The organism is Lentzea sp. NPDC004782, assembly GCF_040609115.1.
Taxonomy (GTDB): domain Bacteria; phylum Actinomycetota; class Actinomycetes; order Mycobacteriales; family Pseudonocardiaceae; genus Lentzea.
This window is the reverse complement of sequence record NZ_JBEXJN010000018.1, coordinates 24,507-49,577: the sequence shown is the minus strand read 5'-3', so window position 1 is coordinate 49,577 and position 25,071 is coordinate 24,507. Positions and strand designations below refer to the sequence as shown.

Sequence of the window (25,071 nt, the reverse complement as noted above, 5' to 3'; positions counted from 1 at the left end):
TCGGTCAGTGGTCAACCTCAAACTGTCGCTACAAGCCGGCGCGGTGCAAGCTCGGTCGGCACACTCTCGGCCACTCCGAGTTCCGTGCGGTCGTGCATGACGGTATGGCCCGCATCAGCTGCCTGGCTTGCGCCACCGACGGCGCCGATCACTTCTGGCACCTGGCCGCCACGGCACCCGCGGCCGACCGGGCAGAGCTGTCCGAGGAACTCTACTTATCATAGATCTCGTTCGGAGCCGGTCGCAGACTGCGCTGACCCGCTCTGCCTGGGTCTCGCAGCGGTCGTCGCCCGATACCTTCGGCCAGTTGCAGCGGTTGGAACGAGTAGTGGCCGTGCACGTTGATGTGGGCGTACCAGTAGGGGTAGATGCGCAGCACGTCCTCGTCGAGCACCGGGTAGCCGGATTCGCGCAGCGTGGCCAGGATGCGGTCCAGATAGACGGTGTTCCATGGAGCGACGCAGTTGACGACGAGGCCGAGCGCTGTGCGTGCCAGGAAATACGTCCGTGCAGGTCAGCAGGTGTCGGTGGATAGCGGTCATCATCCGGCATGATCGCGGCCGTGCTGATCCGGTTCACCTGCCTCGCCGTGTCCCACGTCCTCGCCGCGCTGTGGTTCTTGCGCGGCTAACGTGCGGAATCAGCGTGATTCGATCAAGCCCGTCTGAGACGAGTACCTCGTGCAGGCGTTCTGCTACGCGGCAGCAGTCGACGATCGTGATGCCAGGTCCGGGATCGAGATTGAACACAAGCCGGTTCGGCAGATCTCGTTCGCCGTCTACGACAGTCCATTGAGGAACGTGAAGTTCGAGTGCGGCGAGGTTGGCGGCCCAGACGAGCGCGGCAAGTTCCTCCAGCATCGGATAGCGAACGACCTCGTCGGCATCGTCTCCGCGTCTGGAACCAGCGCCACGCAGTGGCACGGTCGGCAACCAGTCCGGTGTGCTGGCACAGGAGTTCTTCTGGAAGAACTCCTGTCCGCGAACGCCGTTGGGAACCGCACGAACGTGACGGGCCTGCCGCGCAAGTGCGGCAACAGCAAAGGTGCTGTCCGACTGTAGTAAGCGATGACCTCACCTTTGGTCGTCCCGACGGCCGGTTGCGGCACACCGCTTGGTGCGGCTTCCGTGCAGACCGCGCCCCCGCCGAAGTGACGGCACCGCAGTCCGGCCGCCCCAGCCCTCCGCCTACTCCGAAACCGCCCGATATCGACCGGATACAGCGCTTGTCCAAGTTGGACAGGGTAAGCGTGCGGGTACCGGTCCTGACCGTCACGCGGCTGCCACTGTCGGGGGGCGGACCTGAGCACGTGCCTGTTCCTGACACAGCCGCAGTCAACGCGGCGCGTGGGAACGCGAGGACGAGGCTGCCCGCGGCGTTGACGCGGCCGTCGCACTGGACCGCGGGGGCTGGTGAGCGCCGCTGGCGGTTCAGTCGGTTGCGGGTAGCGGTTCGGTGTTGTGGCTGCTCAGGCCGTCGAGGGAGATGCGCAGCAGGCGGCGCCACTGGTCGGGGTTGGTGTCGCCGGTGATCTGCACGGCCTGGCTCAGGGACGTGCTGAGCAGGACCAGATCCGCGGTGGTGACGCCGGGGCGCAGGACGCCCGCGTCCCGGCAGCGGGTGCGCAGGTCGTCGATGAACGAGTAGCACCGCTGGGCGCATGAGCTGGTGGGGCCACCGGTGGCGACGTAGCTCTCGACGAGCGCGCGGTTGCCGGCCTGCGTGGTGAGCATCTGCTCGAAGAAGCCGGTCAGTGCCTGCCAGGGGTCCTCGGTGGCGGAGGCTTGCTGGTGGGCCTCGGTGAGCCAGGCCGTGAACTGCTGTTCCAGGACGGTGACGAGCAGGTCTTCCTTGGTCGGGAAGTGGCGGTAGAGCGTGCCCATGCCGACGCCGCTGCGCCGGGCGATCTCCCGGACGTCGACGGTACCGCCCAGTTCGGCGAACACGGCACTCGCCGCCTCCATGATCGCGGCGCGGTTGCGCTCGGCGTCGGCGCGGCGCCCGCGGGTGGCGGGTGTGGGCTGGTCGGCGAGGGTCACGGGATTCAGCGTACAGCGAACCCCGCATTTGCGGAGCACATGCTCCGGTTGTGGTAGGTTGAAACGGAGCACATGCTCCGCCTAGTGCGGCTGAACCGCCGGACGGTGTCCGGCAAGATGAGGAGAACCCTTTCCATGGCAACGCTTGGTTTCATCGGCAGCGGCCACGTCGGCGCGAAGGTCGCCCGGCTCGCGATCGCGGCGGGGATCGACGTCGTGCTGTCCAACTCCCGTGGTCCCGAGTCCCTGGCCGCGACGGTGGCGGAGCTCGGCGAACGGTCCCGTGCCGCGACCCCCGAGGAGGCGGCTCTGGCAGGTGACCGGGTGGTGGTGAGCATCCCGCTGGCCGCGCACCGCGCTCTTCCGGCCGCCGCGCTGGCGGGCAAGGTCGTGCTCGACACGATGAACTACTACCCGTTCCGCGACGGGCGCATCGAGACCCTCGACTCGGGCGAGCTCGCCACGACCGAGTTCGTCCAGCAGCACCTGGCCGGCGCACGGCTCGTCAAAGCGTTCAACAACATCAGCGACCAGCACCTCCTCGAGCTCGCCCGCCCCGCCGGTGCCGCCGACCGCACCGCTCTGCCCATCGCAGGCGATGACCCGGAAGCCAAGGCGAGCGCCGCGGAGCTGATCAGCCGGCTGGGCTTCGACACCGTCGACGCGGGTCCGCTGTCCGAAAGCTGGCGTTTCGAGCCGGAGACCGCTGCCTACTTGGCGGCGTACTCCGCCGACCCCGACGCCGCGATCGCGCTCTTCGCGGAGCTGGGCAAAGCCGTGCGCGCCGGCACTCCGCCGCTGCAGGCACCCCCGGTAGGACCCGGCGCTCCCCTGCCCGCCGCGCGGTTGCGCACCCTGCTCGACGGCACCGCGCGCAAGCTCACCGCCGACCGGGTGCTGGCCTGACCCTGAGCACGCCTGTCAAGGCGTCGGCGCAGCAGATCGGGGCCACCGCGCACGTGAAGTTCGGTGACGGCTCGACGGCGACAACGTCAACCACGGCAAGGTGATCGGCCGCCTGGAACAGCGCGAGGTGTGGTCCAAGGTCACCGACACCGTCAACAAGTGCACGCGGGCGATGGGCCGGGTCGCGCTCGGCGAGGACGGCTGGGGCGCCTACTCCAGCAGGCGCTGCTGAGAGCGGCCAGTCGGGGCGCGTCCTGACTGAAATTTCAGTCAGGCAGGTCGTGGCGGGCATGAACAGGCGCACCTTCATGCAGTCGGCGACCGGCGCCATCAGCGGTGTGTTCGCCGGCTGCACGGGCACAGCCGGCGAGCAGCAGAAGACGTGGCTGATGCCCGAAGAGGGAGAGCCCCACCGGCGGACGTGGATGGCGTTCACGGCCAGTGAGCGGATCTGGGGTCCTGACCTGCCGCGGGTGCGTCGCGACCTGGCGACGATCGTGACCACGATCGCCCGGTTCGAGCCGGTGTCGATGCTGGTGCGGGCCGAGGACCTGGAGCAGGCGCGGTCTCTGCTCGGTTCGTCGGCGGTCGAGCTGGTGACTGCGGAGCTGGACGATCTGTGGCTGCGCGACACCGGTCCGGTATTCGTGCGCGAGCGTGGCGCGCTCGACTTCAACTTCACCAGCTGGGGCGGCAAGCAGGAGTACCGGCGGGACGCGAAGGTCGCCGGGTTCGTGGCGCAGCGCACAGGTGCCGAGCGGGTGCGCACGGATCTGGTGCTGGCAGGCGGCACGCTTGAGGTCGACGGTGAGGGCACGGCGATCATCACCGAGAGCTGCGTGCTCAACGGCAACCGCAACCGGGGCTGGCACAAGCGCGACGTCGAGGAGGAGTTGGAGCGCCTGCGGGGGACCAGGAAGATGATCTGGCTGCCGGGCATCGCCGGGCGGGACATCACCGACGGCCACACCGACTCGACTTCTACGCCCGGTTCGCAGGTCCTGGCGTGGCGGTGGCCGGGCTGGACAACGACCCCGAGTCGTACGACCACGACGTCACGCGCCGCCATCTGGAGATCCTGCGCGAGGCCACGGACGCCGGCGGCCGGCCGTTGCGGGTCGAGGTGATCGAGGGGCCGGCACGGGTGCGGTAGGACCGCGAGGACTTCGCCGCCGGGTACATCAACTTCTACGTGTGCAACGGCACGGTGGTCGGGCCGGAGTTCGGTGATCCGCGTGCCGACGCCGCGGCGAAGGCGACGATGGAGCGACTCTTCCCCAGCCATGCGGTGGTGCAGATCGACATCGACGGCATCGCCGCGGGCGGTGGTGGCATCCACCGCACGACGCAACAGGAACCGAGGTAGTCGTGGCGGAGCGCAGAACCCAGCTGCTGGAGGCGGCCGTTCGCGTGATCGCGCAGGACGATGTGCGCGGGTTGCGCGTGGAGAAGCTCACAGCCGAGGCCGGGGTGTCCACGGCGTTGATCTACTACCACTTCAAGGACCGGGCCGGGATCCTGCGGGCGGCGTTGGAGCACGTCAACGATTGTGCGCGCAGCTACACCGAGCCGTCGGCCGGCGATCCGCGCGCGCCGCTGTCCCATCGGTGACCGCGACGCGATGCTGGTCGTGGACGAGACCGGCGACCTCAAGAAGGACAACCGCTCGGCAGGGGTGTCACGGCAGTACACCGGCACCGCCGGGCGGATCGAGAATGCTCAGGCCGGGGTGTTTCTGACATACACCACTACGATCGGGCACACCCTGATCGACCGCGAGCTCTGCTTGCCGCGTTCGTGGACCGGCGGCACCGCACGGTGCGCGGCGGCCGGGATACCCGAGGACACGACGTTCGCGACCAAGCCCGCGCTGGCCTCGCGCATGATCCTGCGGCTCTCGACGCCGGGGCGCCCGCCCGGTGGGTCGCCGGCGACGAGGTCTGCGGCGGCAACCCGACACTGCGCGCCGACCTGGAGAAGCGGCAGGCCGGGTACGTGCCGGCGGTGGCCTGTGACCACCGCGTCACCACCGCTGCGGGCACCTCCCGGGTCGACGAACTCGTTGCGCGGCTACCGAAACGCGCCTGGCAGCGGCTGTCCGCCGGGAGAGGCGCCAAGGGACACCGGTTCCGCGACTGGGTCTGGATCGCCATCACCGGTGGCGACGACGCGCCCGAGGGACATCGGTGGCTGTTGGTCCGGCGCAACCGCCGTACCGGCGAACTGGCCTGCTACCGCTGCTCCGCTCCGCAACGGGTGCCGCTGACCGCGCTGGTGCGCGTCGCCGGGCGCGGGTGGACCATCGAGGAGTCCTTCCAGACCTCGAAGGGACAGACCGGGCTCGACGAGCACCAGGTCCGCACCTGGATCTCGTGGTACCGGTGCACACCCCTGGTCCTGCTCGCGCACCTCTTCCTGGCCATCACCACCGTCACCGCCCGCGCCAGTCCTGCCTCGGCCGGGCTGATTCCGTTGACACTCAACGAGATCCGTCACCTCTGCAACACCCTCGTGATCACCGCGACCGCGAACATCCGGCACGTCCTGCGCTGCTCGTACTGGCGCAGGCGACACCAATACCGAGCCCAGCAAGCCCACTACCAGCGGCAATTGCTCCAGGAACAGTGAAGATCACGATCTACGGCTGGAGTATCAGGACGTTGTTTTCCAGAACATAGCCGTGTTAGCGTTAACATCCGTCGCCGCAAGGTTCGCTCTGGCCATCGTTGATGATGGGGGCTTCCCATGTGGATAAGCGACCGCGCTCACTCGCGTGCGCGATCCTCCAGATGGCCGGTGTCGCGGCACCGCACATGTCCCTGGCCAATCACCAACGGAACATCGGCGGTCATCTGGGACTGCAACCTCCAGGCCAACCAGCTGTGGACCTTGCTCACATCGTGAATCACCATCCACAAAGGAGTGGGAATTTCATGAGAAGAGTGCTGACGGGGCTTCTCGCCGCGTGCGTCATCGTCGTGGCCCCTCCCGTGACGGGCATCGCCTCCGCCGCCCCGGCGCAGGTGGTTCCCATCGCTCCGAACGACTCGTCCGCCACGATCATCGCCAATGCGGCGACCGTGGTGCCGTCGCCCCGGCAACTGGCCTGGCAGCGACTGGAGCGGACGGCGTTCGTCCACTTCGGAGTGAACACCTTCACCGGCAGGGAGTGGGGCACCGGAACCGAGGACCCGAACGTCTTCCAGCCCAACGGCCTGAACACCGACCAGTGGGCGGCCTCGTTGAAGGACGCCGGGATCAAGGGCGCCATCCTCACCGCCAAGCACCACGACGGCTTTCTGCTGTTCCCGTCGAAGTACTCCGCTTTCGGCGTCGCCTCCGACCGCGCCTGGCAGAACGGCACCGGCGACGTCGTGAAGAACTTCACCGACTCCATGCACAAGTACGGCCTGAAGGCCGGGGTCTACATCTCCCCCGCCGATCTGCACGAGAACCAGGGCGGCGGCCGGTTCGCCAACGGCAGCAGATCCAAGGAGGTGACCATCCCGAGCGATCCCTCCCAGATCGTCAACGGCATCTCGTTCCGCTTCAACTCCGACGACTACAACGCCTACTTCGAGAACACGCTCTACGAGCTGATGTCCAAGTACGGCACCATCGACGAGGTGTGGTGGGATGGTGCCAACCCCACCGGCCGCAACCAGCCGTACAACTTCGCTGACTGGATCAAGATCGTCCGCGCTCTGCAGCCCGGCGCGGCGATGGAGAACGACGGCGGCCCGGACATCCGCTGGATCGGCAACGAGAACGGCTACGCCCGTCAGTCGGAGTGGTCGGTCGTGCCCTTCACCGGCAACGCCGCGACCGCCGCCGACAACGTCACCAACCCGCCCGGCGGAAACGACGCCGCCGATCTGGGCAGCGACAGCCTGCTGTCCCGCCGCAAGCAGGACGGGACCAGTGCGTGGAACTTCCTGAAGTGGTTGCCGGGGGAGTGCAACGGGACGTTGTCCGCGCGCCACAACTGGTTCTGGCAACCGGGCGAGGTGTGGCGCGGCGTACCGGAACTCGAGGAGATGTACTACGGCTCCGTGGGCCGCAACTGCAACTCGCTGCTGAACGTCGGGCCGAACCGGCAGGGCCTGTTCGACCAGTCGGCGGTCACCGTGCTGTCCCAGTTCAACGCCAGGCTCACGAACACGTTCGGCACCGACCTCGCCGCCGGCGCGACCGCGACCAACGACAGCGGAACCGGCAACACCGAGGGACACGCCCCCGCCCTGGCACTGGACGGCAACCTGGACACGTCCTGGCAATCAGCCGCCTCGACCGGCGGGCTGGTGTTCACACTGCCCGCGGCGCGCACCTTCGACGTCGTCTCCGTGCAGGAGGACCTGAACTTCGGCCAGCGGGTCAGGTCGTTCGCCGTGGACTCCTGGAACGGCAGTGCGTGGACCCAGATCGCGACCGACACCACGATCGGCCAGAAGAGGCTGATCAGGCTGTCCTCCCCGGTCACCACGAGCCAGGTCCGGTTGCGCGTCACAGGTTCCAGGGCCACACCGGCGATCGCCGAGCTGGGTCTGTTCCGCCGACCTGGCGGCGGCGGTGCGCAGGGCAGCATCACGTCCGTCGCGTCCGGCAAGTGCGTCGACGTCAACGGGGCGAGCAACGCGAACGGTGCCGCGGTGCAGTTGTGGGACTGCAACGGTGGCACCAACCAGCGTTGGGCCTCCACGTCGAGCAAGCAGCTGGCCGTCTACGGCAACAAGTGCCTGGACGTCTACGGAGCGGGCACCAGCCCCGGCACGTCCGTCGTGATCTGGGACTGCCACGGCGGCACCAACCAGCAGTGGACCGTCAACTCGACAGGCACGATCGTCGGTGTCCAGTCCGGGCTGTGCCTGGACGCTTCCGGCGGCGGTACGGCGAACGGCACGAAGCTCGTGATCGCGACGTGCACGGGCGGGACCAGCCAGCAGTGGAAGATCAGCTGATCCGCCGAGGCTCACCAGCCCTGCTCGTCGGCACGGTGCGGCGTGCCGACGAGCAGGGCTGCCCGATCCACATCCACGCTTTGCAGCAGTCGACTCTTCGCTGCTTCCCGGCTGCCGCACGCAGATGTGGAAGCTCACGATCTGCCCGTGCTTTTCACGCCAAACAGCAGACAGCCGGAGCCGACTGCGGAGCAGCCTGTCGCGCAGGTCGTCGAGGTCGGCCTGCGGCACGTCGATGGATCAGGGCGCACCGTGGGTCACCACGTGACGGGAAGTCGTTCGAGGCCGTACACGACATTTGCCTTGCGGAAAGAGACTTCTTCGAAGGGGACGGCGAGCCGCAGCCCCGGCAGTCGGCGCAGCAGCGTGGGCAGGGCGATTTGGAGTTCCACCCAGGCCAGGTTCTGGCCCAGGCACTGGTGCACGCCGTGGCCGAAGGCCAGGTGGCCGCGGGCCGTGCGGTCGATGTCGAAGCCGTTGATGTCGGAGTCCAGGGCGGTGTCCCTGTTGCCTGCCGGAATGCTGAAGACCAGGCCCTCGCCGGCCCGCACGAGTTGCCCGCCGATCGTGATGTCCTTCCGGGCCACCCGTGTGACCGCGTTCTCCGCGATCGTGAGATAGCGCAGCAGTTCCTCGACCGCGCGCGCGACGACCTGAGGGTCGTCGCTGTCGCGGACGACGGCGAGCTGGTCAGGATGGCGCAGCAGGGTCAGGGTGCCCAGGCCGATCATGGTGGAGGTGGTCTCATGCCCGGCCACCAGCAGGGACTGAGCGATATCGACGAGGTGCTTGCGCTTGAGCTCGCCCGTGGCGACCCGGTCGGCCAGCAGTTGGGAGATGACGTCCTCTCCCGGTTCGCGTTCCCTGCGGTCGGCCAGGTCGGAGAGATAGGCGCTGAGCGTGGCGTGCGCGGCCTGGCTTTCCTCGATGGGGATGCTCAGGTCGAGCGTCGCCTGGGACTGGGTCTGGAAGAAGTCGTAATCCGCCTCCGGAACACCCAGCATGAGCGCGATCACCGTGGAGGGCACGGGCAGGGCGAAATCGGCGACCAGGTCGGCCAGCCGGCCCTTGTCGATCATCCGGTCGAGGGTGTGGTCCACCAGGTCCTGGATGCTCGGGCGCATCGCCGCGGTCCGCTTGACGGTGAAGAGGTGGCTCAACATCCGGCGCTGCTCGGCGTGGCGTGGATCATCCATGCGGACGAAGAGCTGATCGTCCGCGTCCACAGCCCTGAGCGGCCGGGGGATGGGGGGAAGGCCTGGGGTGAACCTCACTCCAGGCACGAGAAATCCTCGCAGAGCACCGCGACAGCGATTCGTACAACTGGTCACGCTCAGGACTTATGCTCGGAACCGTCCACAAAGAACTGGGTGAAAAGCCCCACAGCCATGTCTCTCGCACGGGTCTGCTGCACGAGTAGGTGACAGTGGTAGTCACGCAGCCTGACTGGCTGGCGTGGTCATGATTGCCTCGTATTCGACGGGGGTCAACCGGCCGAGGGCGGCCTGGCGTTGACGACGGTGGTAGGTGCGCTCGATCCAGGTGACGATCGCGATCCGGAGTTCGGCTCGAGTGGACCAGGTGTGCCGGTCGAGAACATTGTTCTGCAGCAACGCGAAGAAGCCTTCCCATGGCGGCGTTGCCGCCCGCCGCGCCGACCCGGCCCATCGAGCCGGACAGGCCGTGGCGAGCGAGCGCACGGACGAACTTTCTTGATCGGAATTGCGAGCCGCGGTCGGTGTGCACCACGCAGCCGGCGACCTCACCGCGGCGGGCGAGGGCGTTGGTGAGCGCGGTGACGGCGAGGCGGGACTTCATCCGGGAGTCGATGGAGTCGCCGACGATCCGGTTGGAGCAGACGTCCTTGACCGCGCAGAGATACAGTTTCCCTTCTGTGGTGCGGTGTTCGGTGTAGGGTCGGACACGGGCGCGGTTCCAGCGTTTCTGCTGGTCCGTTTCCCGTGCCCGCCCTCCGAACCGGACGTGCGACTCGTCGCCGCATCCGGCTCTCCACGTGTTCATGCCGCTGGTATGGGTGAGCCTGGTGTGTCGGTTTGCGACCATGGCGTGGGGATGCGAGTGCCCCGATACCGGTAACGCGTGATTGCGACGGTTTCCGGTCGGAACATCTCGATATTTCCAGCTCGGATCTGCCAGCCCGGCAGGAAGCGCCGGATAAGGGTGTGCATGTTCAGCCCGAGATGTCGTTTCCGGAGCCAGTCGACGATTCGCCAGAAGGCGAAATGGTCGACATAGCCGAACGTCCGGGACGACACCCCATGACGGAAGTAGTTGCACCATCCCCGCAGCACCGGGTTGAGCCGGTGCAGCAGGTCGGCAAGTGTCCGATGATTCCGGCGGCGGGTGAGCGCCCGTATCTTGTCCACGATCGAGGCAAGTGCCTTCTTCGACGGATAGGTATAGACAGCTCGTTTGCCGGTTCGGTTCCGCCAGTCCCGGCGCTGGATGCGCCAGCCGAGGAAATCGAACCCCTCATCGATGTGGCAGACCCTGGTCTTCTCGACCGACAGACGCAGGCCCATCGGCGCGAGCACTGCGGTGACCTCGCCCCAGAGCGCTTCAGCATCGGCGCGTTGCCCGGCCAGCACGACCACGAAGTCGTCCGCGAAACGGACGAGCTTCATGACTGCGCCGCCGGCGCGTCGGTGTTTGCTGCGCGTCCATTCCGAGCCGAGCGCTTGCCACTTGCGGGTGAAGTGCTCGTCCAGGACGGACAGGGCGATGTTGGCCAGCAGCGGTGACAGGATCCCGCCCTGGGGTGTCCCGGTGATCGTCTCGCGGTTGCGGCCATCCTCGGCGAGGACGCCTGCCCGCAGGAACGCCGCGATCCAGGCCAGGACTCGTTTGTCCACGATTCGATCCCGCACCCGGTCCATCAGGGCTGAGTGTGAGATCTCATCGAAGCACGCTTCGATGTCCGCCTCGAACACCCACTCGTAGTTGCGTGCAGGTGAGGCAAGGTAATGAATCTCGGCGATCGCGTCCTGAGCCCGGCATCTCGGGCGGAAACCGTAGGAACACGGTTGGAAATCCGCCTCGAAGATCGGCTCAAGCACCAGCTTCAACGCAGCCTGCACGACGCGGTCCGCGGTCGTCGGGATCCCCAGGCGCCGGAGCTTGCCCGACGCTTTCGGGATTGCCTTCTCCCGCACCCGCTGGGGAACAAACCGGTTCGCCTTGAGCTCAGCTCGCAGCTCGTCGAGCAGCTCCCGCGCAGCGAAGCCAACATCGCGGGGTGCGATGCCATCGACTCCGGCCGTTCGTGCGCCTTTGTTGCCCCGCACCCGGTTCCAGGCCACGACCAGGAAAGCCGGGTCATAGACGAGGTTTCGGAGATCATCAAACCGACGGTCAGGCTCGGCCGTCGCCCATCGGTGCAGCTTCCTCTGCATCACCCGTACCCGTGTCTCGGCCTCATCAAGGTCGGGCCACGGAGCGCCGATATTCACCAGCGACCTCCCGGATCAGCACAGATGCCGCGAACACGCTGGACCCCTTCGCCATGTGACCGGCTTTCCCGATCTCGGACTACTACGGGTCCTCCGCCCCACCCCGGCGGCATCAGCCGACGGCGGACCTTCCCACCGGATCGCTGGCCGCGACCTGGGTCGGGGGCCACAGGGATGGTTCCCACGTTCACTGTCGAACCGTTCGACGGGGTCGGCGTCCAGCTATGCCCCTGCAGCATCGCCACGGCTACGCCGCAGACTTTCACCGTGGCCTCCCGACCGGCGACATCACCCGGTCCAGAAGTTCCCCGCACCACAAGGTGATCCGGGTGCGCGCTGCTACCCAGCCCCGATCCGCCAGGTTCGAGCTGGTGGCTCTCTTGAGAGGCGTTCAGCCGCTGGTTCCTCACGTACGCCTTTCCGTCTCGCTTGCCGAGCACGGACCATCTGGCAGTCCTGATCCGCCTCGTCGTTGACAGGGCTGCTTCCCGCCCTCACCGGCACCTCCCGGTTCAGGCTGCCCCCTGCTTCACCCCACCGCTGCGACAGCAGAGTGGAGAAGGTCTTGCACCTCCTCACGGTTCAACAGCGCCTCGTGGCGCTCGAAGTCGGCCAGCCACAACCGGTTCGGTGCTGTGGCAGCGAAGTCACGCCGGACCAGGTCGTCGTGCACCGGCGGGCTGGTCCTCTTGCCGTTGCGGCCGCGTTTCTTGCCCGAACGCGCGCCACCAGCCCATGGCCGAGCAGATCCGCCACGCGGTCCGATCAGCCATCGACCAGCCGGCGTCGCGGGCTTCGTCGGCCAGGAACCGGTAGCCGAACTCCGGATCGTCACGGTGCGCGTCGAACAACGCGTTCGCCCGATGAGCCCGCTCGAGTTCTGTCCCGGTGACCGGCCGGGCACGCCACCGGTAGTACGGCTGTCGAGCGATGTTCAACACCCGGCACGTCACCGCGACGGGAACACCGTCCGCGGCCAGCTCCGTCACGAGCGGGTAGAGCCTTTCCCCGACAGGTTCGCCTGCGACAGATACGCCGTCGCCCGGCGCAGGACCTCGTTCTCCTGCTCCAGCAACTTGATCCGCTTGCGCGCTTCGCGCAGCTCGGCCGAGTCGTTCCTGGTCACACCAGGTTTGATGCCTTCGTCGGTGTTAGCCTGGCGCAGCCATTTGAACAAGGTCATCCGGGTGGACCCCGAAGTCCCGTGCGATCTGCTCGACCGTCACGCCGGGCTCACGGTCACGCGCGACCCGCACGACATCGTCGCGGAACTCCTGAGAGTAGGGCTTGGGCACAGCGACATCCTCCCAGCTCACCATCACGGCAAGCCAACTCAGATGTCACCTACCGGTGCAGCAGGCCCTCACGATGTTCGTGGTGAACGACCTCATGCGCAACCGCGCCTAAGCTTGCGTGAACTGCGGGCCAACGCCGAATCCGGTCGGGGCGGCGGTCTCCCCACCCGGACACCTCCATGATGCGAACCTCGGTGCCGAGTGACTCGGCATGTCGGAAGATCAGAACACGTAGAAGCTAGGGCCGTTCACCGTGCAGACATTCACACCGGCGCGGCCGTCGTAGACCAATGAACCGATGTACTGACCGTCGAGAACGTGGATATCCACGCGTTCGGCGTGATCGCCGCCATAGGCGAACTGCTGGCACGTTCCGGGTTCAACAACGTAGGTGGAGAATCCGCCTCGTTCGACGAACTCCGCATAGGAGCTGAAGTCGCCCCCGGAGCACAGCTCGAAAACTCCTGGGGTGGCGGCCTGGGCGCTGCCGAGCGGGGACACGGCCAGTGCGGCGACCACGGCGACGGCGACGGCGAGGACACGGATCATCCAATGACTGCTGTGCTGCTTCACGATTCTCCTTGGCAAACTAGAGGTGGAAACAGTAAACGGAGTCAGCACCACACGAACAAGATTGCGCCCGCACATGCTGCCCGTTCGCACACCCCCTTCGGCCTGTTCTGCCTCGTACCGGAAGCAGGCCAACACGATGTCGCGGTGCCCTGGCCCGAATCAGAAAGTGCAGAGGCACGAACACCGCACTCGCCTACCTTGCCTCCGCCGCTTCCGTGGACACCGAGGCGTTCGCCGGCGTGCACACCTCACGTTCGGAGCCACCAATCCGCCTGCCCCACAGGCATGGAACAGGATCGTTGGATCGCGTGCGGGTTTCCTGCCGGGAGCCTCCGGCAGGAAACCCGCCTCTGGGTGTCGATTTCTCGACCTCTGCACGAGAGGGCGAACGACCTGGACACACTCGCGGATCAGCCGGGCAGAAGTGCCAGCTCCGCTTCCACGATTTCTCGCTGCACACGACTACCCAGAGCGTCGAGCTTTCCGAGGGCGAGCATCAGGCAACTGTGTGCCCCCTCGACGTCACCCATGTGACGCCGTGCGATTCCCTCGCCGAGCGCCAGTTCCGCTTCGGTGCGGTAGCTCATCTGGAGCGTGCCGAGTGTCGACCTCGCGTCGAGATAACTCTGTGCGGCCTCCTTCCAGCGCCCCAGCGCCGAATACGAGTCACCCGTCAACGTCAACGTCAGCGCCGTCGACCTGTGCGCCATCTCCGGGTTGGTCTGATCGCGATTCTCCTTCGTCTCCGCGAGAATCTCCGTGAGCAACTCCAGCGCCTCCTGGAACTTGCCCGCGGTCAGCAGGGTTGTGCCCAGTGCAAGCGACATCCAGACACGTTGCTTGAAGTAGTCGTAGCCCACCGACATCGCATAAGCCAGCCTGGTGTACTCGATCGCTTCCTCGTTTCGGCCGAGTCTTGAGAGCGCCAGTCCGATGGACGCGCGCGCAGCAATGGGTATCCACTCGTAGCCGATCTCCTGCGCGACCGCCACAGCCTCGTGGAGCGTTACGAGGGCGCGTTCGCGATCGTGGGCGGATTGGTCCTGAGTCCAGCCGAGCAGACTCAGCATGTCGGCTTCACCGAACCGGTCGCCGAGTGCCCTGGCGGCCAGGAGGCCTAGTTCGAACACCTCGTCCCAACGGAGCTTTTGCTCACGGCCGAACGCGTAGAACTGGATCGCGACCGCGAAGTCGAACACCTGCTGGTGCCGACGGAGTGCTGCCGCCTCACGCTGCACCGCTGTCCAGTTCGAGACTTCCTGCTCGAGCCACTCGGTCGCCTCCTCGTATGAGCGGAAGAGACAGTCCTGCGGCACCTCCCGCACGTCAGGGTGGAACAGCTCGCCCGCGGCGGACGCCAAGCCGAAGACATGCGCGGAGAAGTCGTCCCGCAGTTGGTGACGAACGTGCTCTGGGTCTTCCTCGACCCAGCGCTCCCGCGCGAAGATCCGGATCAGGTCGTGAAACTGGTAGTGACTCGACGCGGCCGTGATGTTCAGCAACGACATCTCGACCAGTTCGTCCAGCAGCAGACCGACTTCGTCCACCGGCACACCTGTCGCCACTGCGGCGAGGTCGTCGTCGAAGTGGACGCCGGGGACGAGCGCCAGCCGACGGAACACCGAGCGAGCCTGTGCCGGCAGCACCTGGTACGACACCCAGAACGCCGTCCGCAGATCCTCGTCACCCACTGAGAGCGAGTCCAGACGCTTCCTCTCGTCCCGCATCTCCGCCACGAGCTCGGCGGCCGATCGGCCGTTCCGCCAGGCAGCCAGCCGATTGCCCACCATCCGCACCGCCAACGGCAGGTTTCCGCACAGCGACACCAGCTCCCGCACCGCTTGCGGTTCTTCCCGCACCACGTCCTCACCGGCCACGGAAGCGACCAGTTCTACAGCTGAGTCCTCGGGCAAGGTGTCCAGCAGCACCCAGCGCGCCGACTCCAGCCCCGCCAGCACACGACGACAGGTCACGATCGTCAGGCAGCCCTCGCTCATGGCCAGCAACGGCCTGACCTGGCCTTCGTCGTAAGCGTTGTCCAGCACCACCAGCACTCGCTGATCCCGCAAGACCCTGCGGAACAGCGAACTGCGCTCCTCGACCGTCGCAGGCATCTGCCCTGGCGACACGTCCAGCGAGGTCAACATCCGTTCCAGCGCAACGGCGGAGCTGAGCGGCCGATCGTCGACACCACGCAGGTCCAGCGCGAGACACCCGTCGGGGAAAGAGGAGGCCAGATCGTCAGCGGCCGCCACCGCCAGCGACGTCTTCCCGATCCCAGGAGGTCCCGCGATCACGACAAGGCCACCGGTTTCGGCCTCTTGCGACAGCCGCAGGAGTTCAGGTCGCCTTCCGACCAGGCCAGACACAGCGGGCAGGACGCGCAACGACGCGCCCTTGACCGTCCCGCCCGAGCGACGGCGTCCCTCTTTCGCCAGTGAGAGGAAGGAGACCCGTTCCTCCCCGGCGAGTCCCAAAGCATCGGCCAGAAGCTCAGCCGAACGCTCCTGGGGCGCATTCGCCCGGCCACGTTCCAGATCGCGCAACGCGCGAACGCTCATCCCGGAGGCCAGCGCCAGACCCGCTTGTGACAGGCCCACCGCCATCCGGCACCTCAGCAGAACCTCGCCGAACGTCGACTCAGAACCCGAACTGTGGGGGGCATTCATGCCTTAATTCCACCTAACATCTGCCTCTGAGGGCAAACCGATCTCCGAGTTCAGCCACCACTCGGCCATTCGGGTGGGGCTGCATCTGCCATCCGCCAACTCGCTGTAACCTGCGTGCATCCATTTCCGCAGCTGCACGCCCGCCCAGGATTCTGCGCGTCGCGTCACGGTGTTGCGCCAGACGGGCGAGCGATGGTCGTCTGTCAACTGTTCGTTGTGCGCCAGTGACAGCGGCATCACACCGCGCACCCCTGTGAACGGAGAAAAACGGGAAGGATCCGAGGACCATGCGTGCCACATTCCTGCTCGCGCCTTGACGACTGGCTGGATGTCGTATGTCGAATTGGTCCGCAATCGGTCGGATGGCGGTGTCCTGTTCACCTTCGGGGCGCGTTGAGACTTCGGACGCGGGGTGACCGGTCGCCCGCTCCCGCGGAGGCTCTCAACTCCTCGTCACAGTGCATGCTGACCGAAACAGGACATGCCCACCGAACGCACACAGGGGCAGACCTCACGTCCCCGTGCCCCCTCGGGCCTTGACCTGCTTGGGTGCCGTTGGCTCGACTGGACGATGTGAACATCTCCGCGCTCCGCGCAAGCACGCCATCGGTAATTGACGAGGAGGTTCCTCCAGTGCAGTGCCGGACGCGCGGGTGTGCGTGGCGAGGACCTTGTCCCGATCACGACTTCCCGGACCAAGTCGATCCGGACATCGCACGGCTGGTGAGGCAGCGGCCGATGGGTGGAGGCAGAAAGGTCTACCGGCAGTCGGTGCATCACGAGCAGTCACGCTGGCACCGTTCGAAGGTGGTGGTGCGGTCTGTCGATGACGTTCAGACCGTCACACTGCCTCTCCCCAAGCGGCGACTCGGCAGGCGCACCACGGCACCGGTCCAGGCCCTATCGATCGAACCACCCGTGAAATCCTCGCCATCCGAAGATGTGAGCGCTCCCGTGGCCATCTCCACGCCCGTGACAAGTGCGCCGGAGACCACTACGCCCCCTCCGGCAGCGCGTCCGGTTCCCAAACCTCCAGCCGCACCGCGCCCGATTCCTCGTACGCCCGAACCACGGCAGGAATCTCCCCCCAGCGGTCGGCGCGCACGACGATTGTCAGCCGAGGCGCGCGCCACCGTGCTGGCTCGCCTCGAAGCCGCCAAGGCGCCGAGGGCCGTCACCGAAGCGATCAGCCGGTCGTCCGCCGACGTTCGTTCCGAACGCTCGGGCCGTAGCGCATGATCTTCACCATCGAGCGGACTGTCGCCGGTGACGGGGTCCTGCCGCAGCCGACGTCCGCACCGGCCCGCTGAGATCAGTTCGTCGCGCGACCCGTGTTCCGGCCCCGCTCCCTGGGCAGACCAAGTCGGGCGGGGTCGTGGAACCCCGCCCGGCGGCCATCTCTCAGTCGATCAACCAGTCGTGTCCCGCGGCGAGGCGCAGCATTACCTCCCGCACCTGCAGTACCTGTGCAGCAGTGAGTGAACCAACCTGGTTCAGCAGAGCTTCGGTCACTTCCGCGGTCAATTCGGCTTGAGTGAGAACGTCACAGCTCTCACTCAACTCGGCCAGTCTGAGGGGCACTTTGCCGCTGTCTGCGATCTTCTCAGCACCGGCTACCTCATCGGCGGTGTCCAGCACCCTCACGTCATAGGCCTTGAGGCCGCGCGTTCCACCGACGACCTGGAAAGAGACCCGCGTACCGACCTGAAGGCCGTCCTTGCCCTCAACCACCCCGTTCGCATGCACGAAGACGTCCTCCTGCCCGCCTCCGTCTGGCGCGATGAACCCAAATCCTCTCGCGTCGTCGAACCTGACGACATGTCCTGTCAACACACCCACCATGATCACCTGACCCAACACATCCCAGAAACGAACACATCAAATGAACGAAGACGACACGACGAGCCACCACCTCCGTGCCTGATGCCATCGGCGGCAAGAACGGAAAGGAAACACGTCTCGCTCACAACCCGAGAGCTGACCAGGCCTGCGGAGCCCGAGCCGACAGATGCCACCCGTCTCCCAGATCCACAGCCAACACAACACCACATGTTTTCGCCTCGCGTGGCGACCTCTGCCTGAACGGCCCCTGCACCCTACCCCGACGCACTCGATCAAGGCCGCGGCGGAGCGCTCTTCACACTGAGCACTCGCCGCTCCCTCCGCAACACGCCGACAACCATCCACATCAGACTCGAGGCGATTCGCGGCGACCTCACGACCCAACCTGAAGACGGGCAAGTTCGGTGCGCGCCTCCTCGGCACGGTCGGGGATCGACCGCGTCTCGAACAGGGTCAGTGCGAAGGTCAACGCTTCCCTTGCCGATTCGTACTCCCCCTCCTCGATTCGGCACCGGCCTTCCCCGAGCGCCGCGAGGGCCGCGAAGTATCCGGCCCCCACGTCGAGTTGCGTTCTGCGGGCAGCCGCGAACATGTCCGCGGCCTTGCGCCACAGCTTCATGGCCTGCAGGCACTGTGCGACCGCATCGAGGACGACTGCGGCCATCTGAGACCGCGCCGGGAGCATCTCGCCGTTCTGACCACGACCTTCCACCTCGTCGAGAAGCCTTTGCTGTACCTCGAGCGCCTCCTCCGACCGGCCGGCCCAGAGCAACAGCATTCCGAGCCGGTAACGCACTGGGATCTGGATGTCCCAGAAACCGAAGGAGACGGACAGTTCAGCCGCCTGACGCCCGAGAATCAGCGCTTCTTCCCGGTCGTCGAGCCTGAAGTGCAGAACGGCGAGATAGGCGAGCGCCCAGGTTTGCTCCAGCTGGTCCTCGGCCTCGATCGCCAGCCGCAGAGCCCGCTCGTGCTCCGCCATCGCCCTCTCGTTGCCGGCAATCGGCCTCACCGCCCACCCGAGGAAGTTGCGCTGCTGGGCCTCCGCCGCCACGTCGCCCAGCGCCTGCGCGGCCTCCACTCCGCGTGCGAAAACCTCCACCCACGGCAGATGCCAATTATCGTCCGAATACCAGTGCATCGCCTTCGCGAACACCAGCACGTCGCCATGTCTGCCCAGCCGAGCCGCCTCCTGTTGCGCCGCAAGCCAGTTCGAGCGTTCCCGATCGAGCCAGAAACCTGCTTCCTCCCGTGAGGTGAACAAATCCTCGTAAGGCCCTACGGGAAAGTACAACGAAGCTGCGGCGCAGGCCGTGCTCAGCAAATGGTCCAGCACTGCCTCGGTCGTCTGGTACCGCTCGGCCGGGTCGTGCTCGGCCTTCCACTGCTCGCGCGCGAAGATCCGCAGCAGGTCGTGGAACCGGAACCGCCCGGGCTCCGGTGCGGTGAGCAGCATGCTGGCGTCCACCAGTTCGCCGAGGTAGGCGTCCGCCTCCAGCTCGGTCAGTTCCGCGGCCACCTGAACCAGCTCGACGCCGAAGTCCTCTCCGGGCACAGCAGCCAGGCGGCAGAACACCTCGCGGCCACCGGTGGACAGCCGACGGTACGAGATCTCGAACGCCGAACGCACCTGCAGGTCCCCGGCCGAGAGGGCGGCGAGCCTGGTCCGCTCGTCGCGTAGCTGCTTGGCCAGGTAAGCGAGTGTCCAGTGCGGCCTCGTCGCCAGCCGATTGCCGACGATGCGCAGTGCGAGCGGCAGGTTGCCGCAGAGCGCGGCGAGCTCGCGTGCCTCGCCGGGTTCGGCGTGCACCCGATCCTCCCCCAGGATCGCGGACAGCAACCGCTGGGCATCGGCGTCCTCGAACGGCCCCAGTGAGAACCAGCGCAGCCCCTGCAGACCCGCAAGTGTACGTCGGCAGGTCACGACGGTCCGGGAGTCTGACCCGGAAGCGGCCGCGAGTACCGGCCGGACCTGCTCCTCGGAGGCCGCGTTGTCGAGCAGCACCAACACCTTCCGCCGTTCGAGAATGGCCCGGTACCGGGCGGCTTGTTCGGCTTCGGTGGCCGGGAGGTCGGCAGGAGCAACGCCCAGAGCCCGTAGCAACCGGACGAACACCACCTGCACGGGCAACGGCTCCTCGTCCGCCCCTCGCAGGTCGAGCGCCAGACAACCGCCTGGGAACTCGGGGTGCAACTCACGTGCCAGGTGCGCGGCCAGCACCGTCTTGCCCACGCCTGCCTGGCCCACCACCGCGACGGCCGGCGAGGAGGAGATCAGCGCGCGCAGCTGTTCGACCTCCGCCTCCCGGCCGACGAGATCCGGAGGCAACGGGGGCAGCTCGGCCGCTCCGGGGAATGAAGACACCGCCACGGACCGCCGACGACCTTCTCGCGCGACGGAGAGAAACTCGGTTCGGTCGCTTTCGATCAGTTCGAGCGCGTCGGCCAGGATCTCGGCGGACCGGCGCTGCGCCGCGCGTGCCCTGCCGTGTTCGAGTTCTCTCAGCGCACGTACGCTCATCCCCGACTTCAGGGCGAGCGCCTGCTGACTGAGCCCCGCGAACCGCCGGTGCTTGAGCAGCAGTTCCCCGAAAAGCGAGCGCTCGTCTCCGTCGGTCACAAACCCAACCTATCGCCGGATCAGTGTTCAGGACCAACACAGGCGCAACGCATGCCCGAGCTGAGCCTTCACTTCAACACGGAGGTGGGGAACCTCCGGGCATCCCGGCAGCGGCAGATCCCTCGATCAGCAGGCCGACGCCCTGGTCGAGGAACCCCCGGCAGGCGACGGCGATGTCCTCGTCGTCCATCGAGAGCACCTCCCTGACGAAGTCGCCCAGCAGCCGTACACAGGTGTCACCGCCGGGGTTGAACAGCACGTCCACGCCGTCGGCCAGCAGTGCGACCAGGTCCTCCACGTCGGCGCGGAGCCAGTCGGGGGACGAGATTCTCCTGCGATGCACCTCAGCGGTGGCGACGATGGCGCACGGCACGTCGTCAGGAGATTTGACGATCAACGGTAGGCCGTCACCGTTCATCGCGATGTCGAACGTGGAGTCTCGCAGGAGCAACTGGAGCTGTTCCGGTTCCGCGTCGCGGTGCAGCAACAGCCACACCCCCGCGTCCACGGAATCCGACGAGGAGCCAGGACGGTCCGGCCGGTAACCGGTGTTGACCTCGAACCGGCCCAGCCCGCCGTCGGGGGACAGCGGCCAGGCACCCAGCAGCGCCTCGGTCGGCGGCACCTCGCCCACCTCCACGGCCGCAAAGGAGTGGTCCACCAGCAGGCACCATGTCGCCGCCTCGGTCATCGTTTCTCCGCTCCTCCCGGCGGCCCGGCGACGGCCGAACGAACCGTGCACGGTTTCCGGGCACTGGCTGTCACTCAAGTCTGATCGGTCTGAGGCGCGGTGTCCTCCGCCCGTTCCCACAGCTTGATCCGCAGCTCCTGCGCCTCGCGGTAACGTTCGTACAACTCGGCGACCTCCTTGTCGTCCAGCAGCAGCGAGTTGCGGACGAAGTCACCGTAGAGTCGCACCGATGCCGGACCGCCGGGGTTGAACAGCACGTCCACGCCGTCGGCGAGCAGCACCACCAGGTCCTCGAGGTCGGTTCGCAGCCACTGCGGTGACCTGATTCGCCTGCGGTGCGGCTCCCCGGTCGCCACGACGACGCATTTCACGTTGTCCGGGGAGAGGGCGATCAAGGGGCTCGTGTCGTCGTTCATCGCGACGTCGAACATGGAGTCCCGCAGCATCAGCTGGATCTGCTCAGCCTCGGCCCTGCCCTGCATTACCAGCCTCAGCACCGCGTCCAACGGATCCGACGGCGACCGCTCATCCGTCGGCCGATAGCCGGGATTGGCCCGGAACTTGCCGACATGACCGCCGTCGTCCAACGGCCACACCCCGACGATGGCTTCGAGCGGCGGTTCCGCGTCTGCGGCCTCCGGCTGCCACGCCGGGTCCATGAGCAGGAACCAGTTCTCCTGCCGGTCGGCGATCTCCGCGCCGTCGATGGGGTCGGTCACGAGGTCAATTCTCAATGCCCCACCCCCGTCGGGTCACGCAGAAGTGACCATCACGCACACTTCGCTGCCCTGGAGTGCCGACGAACTCAGATGGTTCATCGGCCGGTGACGTGTGTGTTCGGGCAGCGACCTCTACACGAACCCTCCGAACAGGCATCTTCTCGGCACGTTGGGGAGAACAGTGCTTCCCCGACGCACCTGGTTCATCAACGGGACGCGAGGGAGCTCCTAATCTCACAGCATCCACGGAGCTCAGCAAGGAGACTACCGATGGCGCTGGTGACACCCAACGCCGCTCAAGCCAGCGCGCGCTGGTACCACGAGCACTTGTTCTGGAACACCACGGTGATCGACCAATCGGTCGTTCTGCCTCTCGGCAACGGGCTGGTGGCGTTCTCCGTACCCGCCGATTACCTGGGGCGAGTTCACAGGCACCTGCAACGCAGCGGATTGCGCATGCCCCAGACTGTGATCGACGAATGCGAGGCGCCTGCGGTCATCCTCGCGGAGTCCGACGGCGCCGTGATCGGGCAGTGCCAGATGCCCGACGGCGTCCGCTACCTGATGGTGCCCGCCGTGATCGAACTGCCGCTGCTCCCCTTCTCCGCGGAGCGGAAGAAGAGGTGGCTCAGCGCGCCGGATCCCCACCGCCGCTGGTTGCTGTCCGCAACCTGCGTGCTGGCCGCCCTCACCACAGCCACCCACTCGTATCAGGGCACACCCGGCCACCGCACCGAGACCGCACAGCCGCGCACACTCGTCGGCTGAAGCGGTGTCTGCCTCGTGTTGCCTGCTCTCCCCTCAAGCGGCAACACGACCCAGGGGCGCCTGCGCAGCGGCGGCGCAGGCGCCCCCTGCTCATTGCCCACCGCTGCGGAATGCGTGAATCCGAACAAGCCTGCAGGCGCCTCAGGGCGCGTTCCACGTTCGGTCGAGTCCGGCAAGAACACCCAGCGCGGAAGTGATGACCATGGCGAGCACCGACCGCGTGCTTTAGGACGCGCCGATGACTAACCCGCTGCTTTCATGAGGAATTGACGTGAGCGGGTGCCGGCTACGGAGAAAGGTGCTCTGAGCTGGAAGGATGTGACTTGTCTAGGGTCATGTCCGAACCAGTTCAGGAGCACCTCTCTGGTGAGCAAGCCTACCGGGTTGTATCCGTCCTTGACGCTCGACACCGCCGGAGCGGGCGTGGTCTCACACGCCGGGGCGGTGCTGCTGACCACCGCGGTGACCACGACCGGCCTGGGCCAGGCCTTGTCGGCCGCGCTGGCCCGCTGGCGGCACCCGAACGCGATCCACGACCCCGGCAAGATCGTCTGTGACCTGGCGATCGCGCTGGCCCTGGGCGGAGACTGCCTGGCCGACATCGCCGCACTGCGCGCCGAGCCGGGCGTCTTCGGCCCAGTCGCCTCCGACCCCACCGTCTCCAGGCTGATCACCGCCCTGGCCCAGGACCCGGACAAGGTCTTGACCGCGCTGGACATCGCCCGTGCCACGGCGCGGGCCACGGCATGGAGACCGGCCGGTGACCACGCTCCCGACCACGACATCAGCCCGGACAACCCGGTGATCATCGATCTGGACGCCACCCTGGTCACCGCGCACTCGGACAAGCGGAACGCGGCACCGACATTCAAGCGTGGCTATGGTTTCCACCCGTTGTGCTCGTTCGCCGACCACGGCACGCCGGGCACCGGCGAACCACTCGCGATCATGCTCCGGCCTGGCAACGCCGGGTCGAACACCGCAGCCGACCACATCACGGTGACCCGGAATGCGTTGCGGCAGCTGCCGTTCACCGCCAAGGGGAGGACGCCTCAGCCGCAAGGTACTTGTCCGCACCGACGCCGCCGGCGGCACTCACGAGTTCGTGCAATGGCTGCACGCCAGGAAACTGGGCTACTCGCTCGGGTTCACGCTGCCTGACGACGCCGTCGAACGTCTCGCTCGTGTCCCCGCGCACGCGTGGACCCCCGCCTACGACGACGAACGCACCCACGAGACGGAGCATGGATCGCCGAGGCCACCCGAGGCCACCGCAGTGCTGGAGATGTCCGGATGGCCCACGGGCATGCGGGTGATCGTCCGCAAGGAACGCCCGCATCCCGGCGCCCAGTTGCGGTTCACCGACGCCGACGGACTCCGCCTGACCGCGTTCGCCACCAACACACCCCGCGGCCAGCTCGCCGACCTGGAACTACGCCACCGACGCCGCGCCCGAGCCGAGGACCGCATCCGCACCGCCAAGGCCACCGGGCTGACCAACCTGCCCCTGCACGGCTACGCCCACAACCAGATCTGGGTCGCCATCGCCGCCCTCGCCCTCGAGCTGACCGCCTGGACCCAGATGCTCGCCCTCACCGGCCACGAAGCCCGCCGCTGGGAACCCAAACGCCTGCGGCTCCGACTGTTCTCCATCGCCGGACGCATCGCCCGCCACGCCCGGCAAGTCCACCTCCGACTCGCCTCCCACGCGCCCTGCGCCGAGCTGATCCCAACCGCCTGTCAACGCCTACACGGCCTGCCACAACTGACCTGACCAGCTACAACCCGTCCCTGCGAACAGCCGCGCACCTCCATCGGGCAGTGGAACCCGACGGCACCCAGCCGACAACGGGCCATCCCGACAACCCCGAACACCGAAAGGAGGACGCCCAACAACCACCGGACACGCTCTCAAGCCAGGCCGTCACCCGCGTGAAAGATCCGGGCTAACACGCACATTTAGGATCTGGCCGCCCGTTGTGCGGTAAGAGCATCAGCGCGGAGCGGCTCGGCCAATGGGAGCGATTCCATCAGACATGTCGAACACATCGGCGAGTGTCGATCTTTATGAAGGGGCGCTTTCATCCCGGTCGGGTTCGCTGCTCCCGCCGGGCGTACCGGATCTGCCGCACTGCCGCGCACCGTGCGATCAGGCCTCGCCAGACGCGTGGCGACGCGGATGAAAGTTCCCTTCATCCACACCAGGTGGAGCAAAGAGCCCTTCATCCACCATCACAGCCACCTCGGGCGCGGCAACCAACCGGCAGGACACAACCCGCCCCGACGCCCTTAAGTTCCTGATATTGCACCTCAGGTGGACGAAGGGTCCCCTTCAAAAGATCAACTAGAGCTGTTTGACCCTCAGATGTGCGCTACCACATCGACGTCCACAAAATCGAAGTCAGCGTGTTGTTGGTCTGCACATACTTACTCTTGCCGAACGGGCCTAGCCATCCATGGCGCGCACTGGAGGATGGTCACTGCGGGCACGGGCGCCCCAGGGCTGCTCCCCGGCCGCCGG

General features: G+C 66.8%; 20 protein-coding genes and 4 pseudogenes. 10 read left to right on the top strand and 14 right to left on the bottom strand.

The genetic code is table 11. The features are described 5' to 3' along the window. Positions 1 to 211: 211 nt before the first annotated feature. From ABZV40_RS18610 to ABZV40_RS18600, 3 genes and pseudogenes are all read right to left on the bottom strand, one after another. Positions 212 to 496 (bottom strand): Tn3 family transposase, encoded by a 285-nt coding sequence (locus ABZV40_RS18610; RefSeq protein WP_355442709.1) that lies wholly within the window; start codon positions 494 to 496, stop codon positions 212 to 214. 79 nt (positions 497 to 575) lie between these two features. Further along, positions 576 to 1,024, bottom strand: a pseudogene (locus ABZV40_RS18605) (hypothetical protein); the annotation flags it as partial. Positions 1,025 to 1,430: 406 nt separating this feature from the next. After that, the gene (locus ABZV40_RS18600) at positions 1,431 to 2,039 is read right to left on the bottom strand and encodes a TetR/AcrR family transcriptional regulator (RefSeq protein WP_355442478.1); all 609 of its coding nucleotides are present in this window, start codon (positions 2,037 to 2,039) and stop codon (positions 1,431 to 1,433) included. 135 nt (positions 2,040 to 2,174) lie between these two features. Between ABZV40_RS18600 and ABZV40_RS18595 the strand changes: the two genes are divergently transcribed. The 8 genes and pseudogenes from ABZV40_RS18595 (at position 2,175) to ABZV40_RS18560 (ending at position 7,903) form a co-directional block, all read left to right on the top strand. After that, positions 2,175 to 2,945 carry an NAD(P)-binding domain-containing protein gene (locus tag ABZV40_RS18595; protein WP_355442476.1) on the top strand — a complete coding sequence of 257 codons (771 nt, stop codon included), beginning with the start codon at positions 2,175 to 2,177 and terminating at the stop codon, positions 2,943 to 2,945. A 100-nt stretch (positions 2,946 to 3,045) separates the two neighbouring features. Continuing rightward, positions 3,046 to 3,177 (top strand): hypothetical protein, encoded by a 132-nt coding sequence (locus tag ABZV40_RS18590; protein ID WP_355442473.1) that lies wholly within the window; start codon positions 3,046 to 3,048, stop codon positions 3,175 to 3,177. Positions 3,178 to 3,235: 58 nt separating this feature from the next. Then, positions 3,236 to 4,072, top strand: a complete 837-nt coding sequence (locus ABZV40_RS18585; protein WP_355442470.1) for an agmatine deiminase family protein — start codon at positions 3,236 to 3,238, stop codon at positions 4,070 to 4,072. Beyond that, positions 3,958 to 4,311 (top strand): annotated as a pseudogene (locus ABZV40_RS18580) (agmatine deiminase family protein). Before ABZV40_RS18585 ends, ABZV40_RS18580 begins: the two are co-directional and overlap by 115 nt. A gap of 2 nt (positions 4,312 to 4,313) precedes the next feature. Beyond that, positions 4,314 to 4,556: a helix-turn-helix domain-containing protein gene (locus tag ABZV40_RS18575; RefSeq protein ID WP_355442467.1), complete on the top strand. Its 243-nt coding sequence runs from the start codon at positions 4,314 to 4,316 to the stop codon at positions 4,554 to 4,556. Positions 4,557 to 4,566: 10 nt separating this feature from the next. After that, positions 4,567 to 5,211, top strand: coding sequence for a transposase (locus ABZV40_RS18570; protein WP_355442464.1), 645 nt, complete (start codon positions 4,567 to 4,569; stop codon positions 5,209 to 5,211). Then, positions 5,202 to 5,573, top strand: a complete 372-nt coding sequence (locus ABZV40_RS18565; protein ID WP_355442461.1) for a hypothetical protein — start codon at positions 5,202 to 5,204, stop codon at positions 5,571 to 5,573. The genes ABZV40_RS18570 and ABZV40_RS18565 overlap by 10 nt, the downstream gene beginning before the upstream one ends. A gap of 305 nt (positions 5,574 to 5,878) precedes the next feature. Then, complete coding sequence (locus ABZV40_RS18560) at positions 5,879 to 7,903, top strand: ricin-type beta-trefoil lectin domain protein (protein ID WP_355442458.1); 2,025 nt, start codon at positions 5,879 to 5,881, stop codon at positions 7,901 to 7,903. A 257-nt stretch (positions 7,904 to 8,160) separates the two neighbouring features. On the opposite strand, the gene ABZV40_RS18555 is transcribed toward ABZV40_RS18560, so the two are convergent. From ABZV40_RS18555 to ABZV40_RS18505, 11 genes and pseudogenes are all read right to left on the bottom strand, one after another. Next, a complete protein-coding gene (locus ABZV40_RS18555) occupies positions 8,161 to 8,982 on the bottom strand; it encodes a cytochrome P450 (protein WP_355442455.1) in 822 nt (273 codons plus the stop codon). Between the two features lie 354 nt (positions 8,983 to 9,336). Beyond that, positions 9,337 to 9,814: pseudogene (locus ABZV40_RS18550) on the bottom strand (DDE-type integrase/transposase/recombinase); the annotation flags it as partial. A 107-nt stretch (positions 9,815 to 9,921) separates the two neighbouring features. Continuing rightward, positions 9,922 to 11,373, bottom strand: a complete 1,452-nt coding sequence (gene ltrA / locus ABZV40_RS18545) for a group II intron reverse transcriptase/maturase (protein ID WP_355442451.1) — start codon at positions 11,371 to 11,373, stop codon at positions 9,922 to 9,924. A 647-nt stretch (positions 11,374 to 12,020) separates the two neighbouring features. Next, on the bottom strand, positions 12,021 to 12,362 hold the full coding sequence (locus ABZV40_RS18540; protein ID WP_355442449.1) for a hypothetical protein: 342 nt from the start codon (positions 12,360 to 12,362) through the stop codon (positions 12,021 to 12,023). Next, entirely contained in the window at positions 12,359 to 12,556 is a 198-nt protein-coding gene (locus tag ABZV40_RS18535) for a hypothetical protein (protein WP_355442446.1), read from the bottom strand. The genes ABZV40_RS18540 and ABZV40_RS18535 overlap by 4 nt, the downstream gene beginning before the upstream one ends. Before the next feature lie 334 nt (positions 12,557 to 12,890). After that, complete coding sequence (locus tag ABZV40_RS18530; protein ID WP_355442444.1) at positions 12,891 to 13,241, bottom strand: hypothetical protein; 351 nt, start codon at positions 13,239 to 13,241, stop codon at positions 12,891 to 12,893. 410 nt (positions 13,242 to 13,651) lie between these two features. Continuing rightward, entirely contained in the window at positions 13,652 to 15,910 is a 2,259-nt protein-coding gene (locus ABZV40_RS18525) for an NB-ARC domain-containing protein (RefSeq protein ID WP_355442441.1), read from the bottom strand. A gap of 1,401 nt (positions 15,911 to 17,311) precedes the next feature. Beyond that, positions 17,312 to 17,752 carry a cold shock domain-containing protein gene (locus ABZV40_RS18520; protein WP_355442706.1) on the bottom strand — a complete coding sequence of 147 codons (441 nt, stop codon included), beginning with the start codon at positions 17,750 to 17,752 and terminating at the stop codon, positions 17,312 to 17,314. A gap of 373 nt (positions 17,753 to 18,125) precedes the next feature. Then, positions 18,126 to 20,372, bottom strand: coding sequence for an NB-ARC domain-containing protein (locus ABZV40_RS18515; RefSeq protein WP_355442438.1), 2,247 nt, complete (start codon positions 20,370 to 20,372; stop codon positions 18,126 to 18,128). A 73-nt stretch (positions 20,373 to 20,445) separates the two neighbouring features. Continuing rightward, entirely contained in the window at positions 20,446 to 21,063 is a 618-nt protein-coding gene (locus tag ABZV40_RS18510; protein WP_355442435.1) for a type VII secretion system-associated protein, read from the bottom strand. A 74-nt stretch (positions 21,064 to 21,137) separates the two neighbouring features. Further along, positions 21,138 to 21,782: a type VII secretion system-associated protein gene (locus tag ABZV40_RS18505; RefSeq protein ID WP_355442434.1), complete on the bottom strand. Its 645-nt coding sequence runs from the start codon at positions 21,780 to 21,782 to the stop codon at positions 21,138 to 21,140. Positions 21,783 to 22,052: 270 nt separating this feature from the next. On the opposite strand from ABZV40_RS18505, the gene ABZV40_RS18500 reads away from it, so the two are divergent. Together ABZV40_RS18500 and ABZV40_RS18495 are read left to right on the top strand one after the other, a co-directional pair. Continuing rightward, the gene (locus ABZV40_RS18500; RefSeq protein ID WP_355442431.1) at positions 22,053 to 22,550 is read left to right on the top strand and encodes a hypothetical protein; all 498 of its coding nucleotides are present in this window, start codon (positions 22,053 to 22,055) and stop codon (positions 22,548 to 22,550) included. A 366-nt stretch (positions 22,551 to 22,916) separates the two neighbouring features. Further along, positions 22,917 to 24,324: pseudogene (locus ABZV40_RS18495) on the top strand (IS1380 family transposase). Positions 24,325 to 25,071 lie beyond the last annotated feature (747 nt).